The following is a 6,142-nucleotide window of genomic DNA, read 5'->3' as shown; positions in this document are numbered from 1 at the left end:
CGCCGCGCCACCGGCCGCTACCCGGGCGCCGCCGTGGTACTGGCCTGGTCCGGCGACGGGGTGGTCGCCGGGACGCGGTCAGCCGTCGTCGGCGAGTTCCCCGGCCCGCGGATCGCCGAGCTCGGCGTACAGCCGCCGGGCTTCGGCGCGGTGCTCGCGGGCGTGCTCGAGGTCGTCGTGCCGGGCCTCCAGCTCGGCGAGCGCGGCGAGGATTTCGGCGGTGTAGTACGGCGAATCGAGCGGACGGATCACTTCCAGGGCCTCGAGTAGCCGGGTCCGGGCTTCGCCGGGCCTGCCGTGGCGCTCGTGCAGCCGGGCGAGGGCCGTGACGACGCGGGCGTGCTGGTTGGCGTCGCCCAGCTCGGCCATCGCCGTGGCGGCCGCCGTGAGCTCCGCGGCGGCCTCCTCGTCCCGGTTCAGCTCGAGGAACAGTTCGCCGCGCCGCCGGCGGGCGAGGGCGACCCCGCGCGGCAGGGCGATCTCCGTGTGCAGCTCGGCGCTGCGCTCGTACAGCTCGAGTGCCCGCTCGAGGTCGCCTTCGCGCCGGGCCGCGGCGGCGAGCCGGGACACGGCGGTCGCCCGGGTCGGCCCGTGGTTCTCGCGCTCCCCGATCTCGAGCGCCACGGCGTTGTGGGCGGCCGCCTCACCGAACCGGCCCAGCTGTTCCAGCGCGTACCCGAGCTGGCTGTGCAGCCGTGCTTCGACCAGTGGCAGGCCACACCGTCGGGTCGCGGCGATGCCCACGGCGGTCAGCGCGAGGAAGGGCTCGTAGTCGCGGTTGTAGAGGAAGTACCCCCAGGACGCTTCGCACAGCTGCCAAACCTCGGTGTCCCAGCCCCGCGCCGCGGCTTCGCGGACCACCACCCGGATGACCTGCTGGTCGCGGCGCCACCAGTGGATCGCCTGGTCGCGGTCGGCGAAGGTCCCGGTGGCCGCGCCGGGGAGCGGGGCGAACCGCGGCCGGAACGGGTGGATGAGCTCGTCCGCGGCCACCGCGCGGTCCGCGTACCAGCGGACGTAGGAGTGCAGTGCCGTCGTCCGCTGGGGTTCCGGCGTTTCGCGTACGCACCGGGCACGAGCGTCTTCGCGGACCACGTCGTGCTGGCTGACGACCTCGTCGTGCTCACTCAGCAGGTTGGCCTCGACCAGTTCGTCGGTCAGGCCGTCGAGGCTCTCGACCGGGGTGCTGAGGACGTGCGCCAGCGCGTCGAGGGCGAGGTGCTCGCCGGGCAGCAGGCCGCAGAGGCGGTAGAGCTCGGCCGCGGCCGGGGACAAGGAGTCGTACGACGCTTCGAACACCTTTCGCGTGCTTTCTCCCGCGGGCGTGTGGCGGACTTCCCGGGCGAGGCTGCGTTCCGGGCGCGTGCGCAGGCGGGCCCCGACGACCGCGATGCGCAGCGGTAGACCGCCGCAGGCGCGCAGGATGTCCGCGGCGGCGGCCGGATCGGCGTCGAGGCGCCCGCGCCCGGCGCGGACGTCGAGGAGGGTGTGGGCGTCCCGGTCGGCCAGCGGTTCGACGGGGACGATGTCCGCGCCGTCCAGGCTGAGCCCGCTGAGCTGGGTGCGGCTGGTGACGAGGACGAACGCGGTGGGAGCGGCCGGCAGCAGGGCGCGGACCTGCCCCGCGAAGACGACGTTGTCCAGCAGGAGCGCCAGCGAGTGCTCGCTGGTGAAGGCGCGGAACAACGCGGCGCGCTGACCGGTCTGGGCGGGGATGTCTTCCGCCGGGACCCCGAGCGCGGTGAGAAAGCCGTGAAGCGCGATGTCGGGTGATTCCGGGCTTTCGTCGTCCGACGCGAAACTCGCGTAGAGGACACCGTCGGGAAAAGCGTCGCGGCGGGTGGTGAGCCAATGGACGGCGAGCGCCGTTTTCCCGACTCCGCCGACACCGGTCAAGACGGCGATCCGGGGGTGCTCGCGGCGGTGCCGCCGCAGGGAATCGAGCTGGGCGAGTTCGCGATCCCGCCCGACCATCGCGGGTGGCGGTGGCGGTAATTGGATCGGTCTAGGCCGTGCGGTGTGGTGGTATCGTGCCGTGCGGCGCTTCTGCCCCGGACGCGTCATGGTTCCCCTCCCCGATGCAAGCCCGACCTTCCGGTCTACCGGGTTCGCGGCCGTGGCGGGAGGTCAGTGTGGGCAGGTACACACCATTGATCGTGTTCCTCCATTGTGGACTACTCTGAGTCGAGCACTTTGCTCACTGTGCGCTATTGCTTTCCCCCGCGTGGACGCATCGGGACGCGGTGCTGTTGCAGCAAGCGATAGATCTTGCCGTAGGAGACGTCGTGTGCGTCCGCGAGTGCGCGGACGGTTGCGCCGTCGAGGTAATCGGCGATGACCTCGTCGGCGTCGAGCTCACGTTTGATGCCGCGGCCGGTCTTGGGCAGGTCGGCGCCGTTCTTGCGCAGCAGAACCCCGGTCCAGCTCAGCGAGAGGTGGTAACGGCGGGCGATTTGCGTGACGGTCGCGCCGTTTTCCCAGTCCCGCACCATCCGGCGATTGCGTTCGCGCCGGACGGCGTCCCGGGCGGGTTTTTCCGGCGTGTCCATGCGTGCTCCCGTGACAGTCGCGTGCGTGGTGCTCGGTTCCCGCGATTGTCCCGCGTACCCGGCCTCGAATCGAGCTGCATCCGAGCGGTTCTCGTGCAGGTGCACGTGTGTTGCGCATGGATTCAGTTTTGCTGTTCTGGGCGACGGGCAGCGCGAGGGGAACGCGCGCGGTCAGGTGAAACTCCACAAAGGACAGGCGGGGTCGGCGCGGTGCCGCCGACCCCGTTTGCCGTCACCAGTTCCGCACCACCGGTGCGTAGCCCGCCGGCTTGTCGCCCACCTTCAAGCCCGGGCTCACGATCCACTTCTGATACTCCGGCGTGAACATCCGGTACACCGAAGTCGGCGCCACTGCGCTCGCCTCGTCCAGGAGTCTCCGCTGCTCCGCCGGGATCTCGAAGTCCAACGCGGCCATGCTCTTACCCAGCTGGTCCGCACTGCTCGCCCCCACGATCGCCGACGCGATGCCCGGCTGGGTGGCCACCCAGTTGATCGCCACCTGCGCCATCGTCACGCCCAGCTCGGCCGCCACCTGCTCCAGCGGCTTCAGCAGCTGCCAATCGCGTTCGGTCCACGCGGTGTCCGTGTCGCTGAATCGGCCTGAGCCGCCGTCGCGGTACTTGCCCGTCAGGAAGCCGCCCGCCAGGGGGCTCCACGCCGTGATGCCGAGGCCCAGTTCCTGACCCATGGGGACGTGCTCGGTCTCGATCTCGCGCTGCACCAGGGAATACGGGAGCTGGAGGTTGATCATCGGCGCGAGCGAGTGCGCCTCGGCGTACGTCTGGGCGCGGGTCGCGTACCAGCTCGGGACGTCGGACAGGCCCGGGTAGCGGATCTTGCCCGCGCGGACCAGGTCGTCGAACGTGCGCACGACCTCCTCCGCCGGGGTGATGCGGTCCCACGTGTGCAGCAGGAACAGGTCGACGTGGTCGATGCCCAGCCGGCGCAGCGACGCCTCCAGGGCGCGGATCATGTGCTTGCGCCCGTTGCCGCCCGCGTTGGGGTCGGCCGGGTCGACGCTGTTGGTGAATTTGGTGGTCAGGACCACGCGGTCGCGGGTGTCCGTTTCGGCGATCAGCTTGCCGAGGATCGTTTCGCTTTCGCCGGCCGTGTAGAAGTCCGCCGTGTCGATGAAGTTGCCGCCCTCGTCGAGATACTTGCGGAAGATCGGGCGGGCTTCGTCCTCGGTCTTCCCGTAGGCGGCGTGGAACCCGCCGGTGCCGAAGTTCATCGTGCCGAGGGCGAGCCTGCTGACGCGCAGACCGGAACGGCCGAGGAGGTAGTACTGGTCGAGAGGCATGGGAAGTGCTCCTGTGGCAGGGAAATCCGTTGACCTCTCCACCGTGCCTCGCGGTTTTTGGACCGGCAAGTCCACTGGCAGGCGCCCCGATGCGGTGGGGTCGGCCGCATCGGGGCGCTTGGACTCAGCGGCAGCGGTAGCTCGCCGCCGTGGCCGGGTCACCGTGGCCGGTGTAGCGCGAGACGCGCGGGTATGCGCACAGGTCGCGGGTCGCCGTGCCGTCCGCGGTCGTCGCCGGGAGCGTCGCCGGGGCCTTGCCGTGCTCGACCCAGTCGACCAGGGCGCCCAGCGGGTTCGACGGCTGCGGGCCGAGGCCGCCGCCGCAGTGCTCGACGCCCGGGGCCAGGAACAGCCGGTAGAAGTCGTTCACCCGCTGCGAACCGCCCATCGCCCGCTCGACCTGCTGGCGGTAGTACAGCGTGCCGCCGGGCGGGATGAGCTGGTCGTTCGTGCCGACGTAGGTCAGTAGCTTGCCGCCGGAGCGGCGGAACGCCGAGAGGTCGGGGTCCGCCGTGCCGATGACGCCGTCGTACTCGCGCACGGACTGCCGGAACAGGGCGGTGTACTGCGCGTACGTCAGCGTCGAGGTGTCGAAGTCCGCCTGCTTCTCCAGGAACGACTGCGCCCACAGGACGGCCACCTTGAAGCCGGGCGCGGTCAGCGTGCCGTCGGGACCGGCCTGCGTGCCCGCCACCCACGTGTAGTCCGCGCCCTTCGGGAGCCCGGCCCACAGCTTGCGGCCGCGCTCGTCGGTGGGGCCGGCCCAGATCTTGCGCATGACCTCGGCGTCGGCCGCGGTCACGGTGAACTCCTGGCCGTCGCAGACGACCTTCGTGCCGACCAGCTTGCGCGGGTCGTAGCCGCACTCGTCCGGGTGATCGACGATGCCGTTGGTGACGCCGTCGCGCGCGTCGCACGCCTGGACGGCGGCCTTCTGGAACGCCGAGAGCACGCAGTTGCTGGGGAAGTCGTGCTCGTTGTTCATCACGACCTGCGGCCAGAGCGTCGCGACCGCGAACTGCGTCCACTGCACGGCCGGGGCGTTCGCGAGGATGCCGTCGAAGTCGTCGGCGTGGTTCTGGGCCTCGGAGTAGCCCTGGCGGCCGCCGGTGGAGCAGCCGGTCCAGTACGAGTACGTGATCGGCCGCTGGTAGTGGCGTTCCGTGACGGCCTTGCCGATCACGGCCTCGTCGTGCGTCGAACGGGTGGCGAAGTTGGTCAGCAGGGTCTGGTTCACCTTGCCGTCGGTCAGCGCCCACGAGGTGTCCAGCGCGTTCTCGGACACGCCGGCGTCCGTGGTGACCGCGCTGTAGCCGTCCTTGACCGCCTGGGTGAACGGCGCGCCGAACTCGCCGGCGGCGTAGGCGCTGCCGCCGAGGGCCTGGAGGCGGCCGGTCCAGCCGGTGTCGGGCAGCCCCACGAGGACCTTGACGTGGTCGCTGCCGTCGTGGGTGAGGGTGACGGTGACCTGGCAGAAGCCGGTCTTGGGCTCGGCCGACACGGACTCGACCTTCGCGCCCGGCGGGGCGGGCACCGCGACGGCGGCGCAGGTGGGCACCGGTGCTGCCGAGGCGGCCGGTGCGAGCTGCGTGACGGTGGTCAGCAGGAGCGGCACGGCGGCCGCCAGGAGTATGCGTCTCATCGGTCTCTCTGATCGCTTGCGTCTTTTCGCTGGGAAAGCTAGGCGCGCGACCGGCGGCGCCGCGCCCGTCGGGTGACGCTGCCGGTGTACGTCACTCGGCTGTGAACTGCGGAAACATGCCTTGGGTAAGGTCGTTTCCATGGTGCTGCGTGGCCGGGAAACCGAGCTGAAGGAGCTGGGCGAGCTCGTCGACGGCCCGGAAGACCGCGCGGGCGTGCTCATCCGCGGCGAAGCGGGCATCGGCAAGTCCGCGCTGGTGACCGAGACGGCGGCCGCGGCGTCGGTCGCGGGGCTGCGGGTGCTGCGCACGACCGGCGCCGAGGGCGAGCAGAACCTCGCGTACGCCGGGCTGCACCAGCTGCTGTACCCCGTCCGCGCCGGGGCGGCCGGCCTGCCCGCGCCGCAGCGGGACGCGCTGCGCACGGCGCTGGGGCTGGCGGACGGGAACCAGCCGAGCACCTACCTGGTCGGGCTCGCGGCGTTGACGCTGCTGGCCGAGGAGGCCGCGGCGAAGCCGTTGCTGCTGGTCGCGGAGGACGCGCAGTGGCTGGACCGCGCGAGTGCGGACGTGCTCGCGTTCGTCGCGCGGCGCATCGAAACCGAGCCGATCGTCCTGGTCGCCACCCTGCGGGACGGCGCGGAGTCCCCGCT

At 71.4% G+C, this 6,142-nt stretch carries 5 protein-coding genes; 1 reads left to right on the top strand and 4 read right to left on the bottom strand.

Going from position 1 to position 6,142, the window contains the following annotated elements:
• Positions 1-78: 78 nt before the first annotated feature.
• The 4 genes from G3I65_RS27140 to G3I65_RS27125 form a co-directional block, all read right to left on the bottom strand.
• Positions 79-1,974 (bottom strand): tetratricopeptide repeat protein, encoded by a 1,896-nt coding sequence (locus tag G3I65_RS27140; protein WP_160698631.1) that lies wholly within the window; start codon positions 1,972-1,974, stop codon positions 79-81.
• A 233-nt stretch (positions 1,975-2,207) separates the two neighbouring features.
• Positions 2,208-2,549 carry a helix-turn-helix domain-containing protein gene (locus G3I65_RS27135; protein WP_160698630.1) on the bottom strand — a complete coding sequence of 114 codons (342 nt, stop codon included), beginning with the start codon at positions 2,547-2,549 and terminating at the stop codon, positions 2,208-2,210.
• Between the two features lie 232 nt (positions 2,550-2,781).
• Complete coding sequence (locus tag G3I65_RS27130; RefSeq protein ID WP_160698629.1) at positions 2,782-3,849, bottom strand: aldo/keto reductase; 1,068 nt, start codon at positions 3,847-3,849, stop codon at positions 2,782-2,784.
• A gap of 124 nt (positions 3,850-3,973) precedes the next feature.
• Positions 3,974-5,491 carry a tannase/feruloyl esterase family alpha/beta hydrolase gene (locus G3I65_RS27125; protein ID WP_160698628.1) on the bottom strand — a complete coding sequence of 506 codons (1,518 nt, stop codon included), beginning with the start codon at positions 5,489-5,491 and terminating at the stop codon, positions 3,974-3,976.
• A 139-nt stretch (positions 5,492-5,630) separates the two neighbouring features.
• Between G3I65_RS27125 and G3I65_RS27120 the strand changes: the two genes are divergently transcribed.
• A partial coding sequence (locus G3I65_RS27120) for an ATP-binding protein (protein WP_160698627.1) occupies positions 5,631-6,142 on the top strand: 512 nt, incomplete at its 3' end.

Origin of the sequence: Amycolatopsis sp. SID8362 (genome assembly GCF_010550475.1) — a bacterium.
Classification (GTDB): Bacteria; Actinomycetota; Actinomycetes; order Mycobacteriales; family Pseudonocardiaceae; genus Amycolatopsis; species Amycolatopsis eburnea.
The sequence above is the reverse complement of the archived record's forward strand: the minus strand, read 5'-3'. Positions and strand labels throughout refer to the sequence as shown.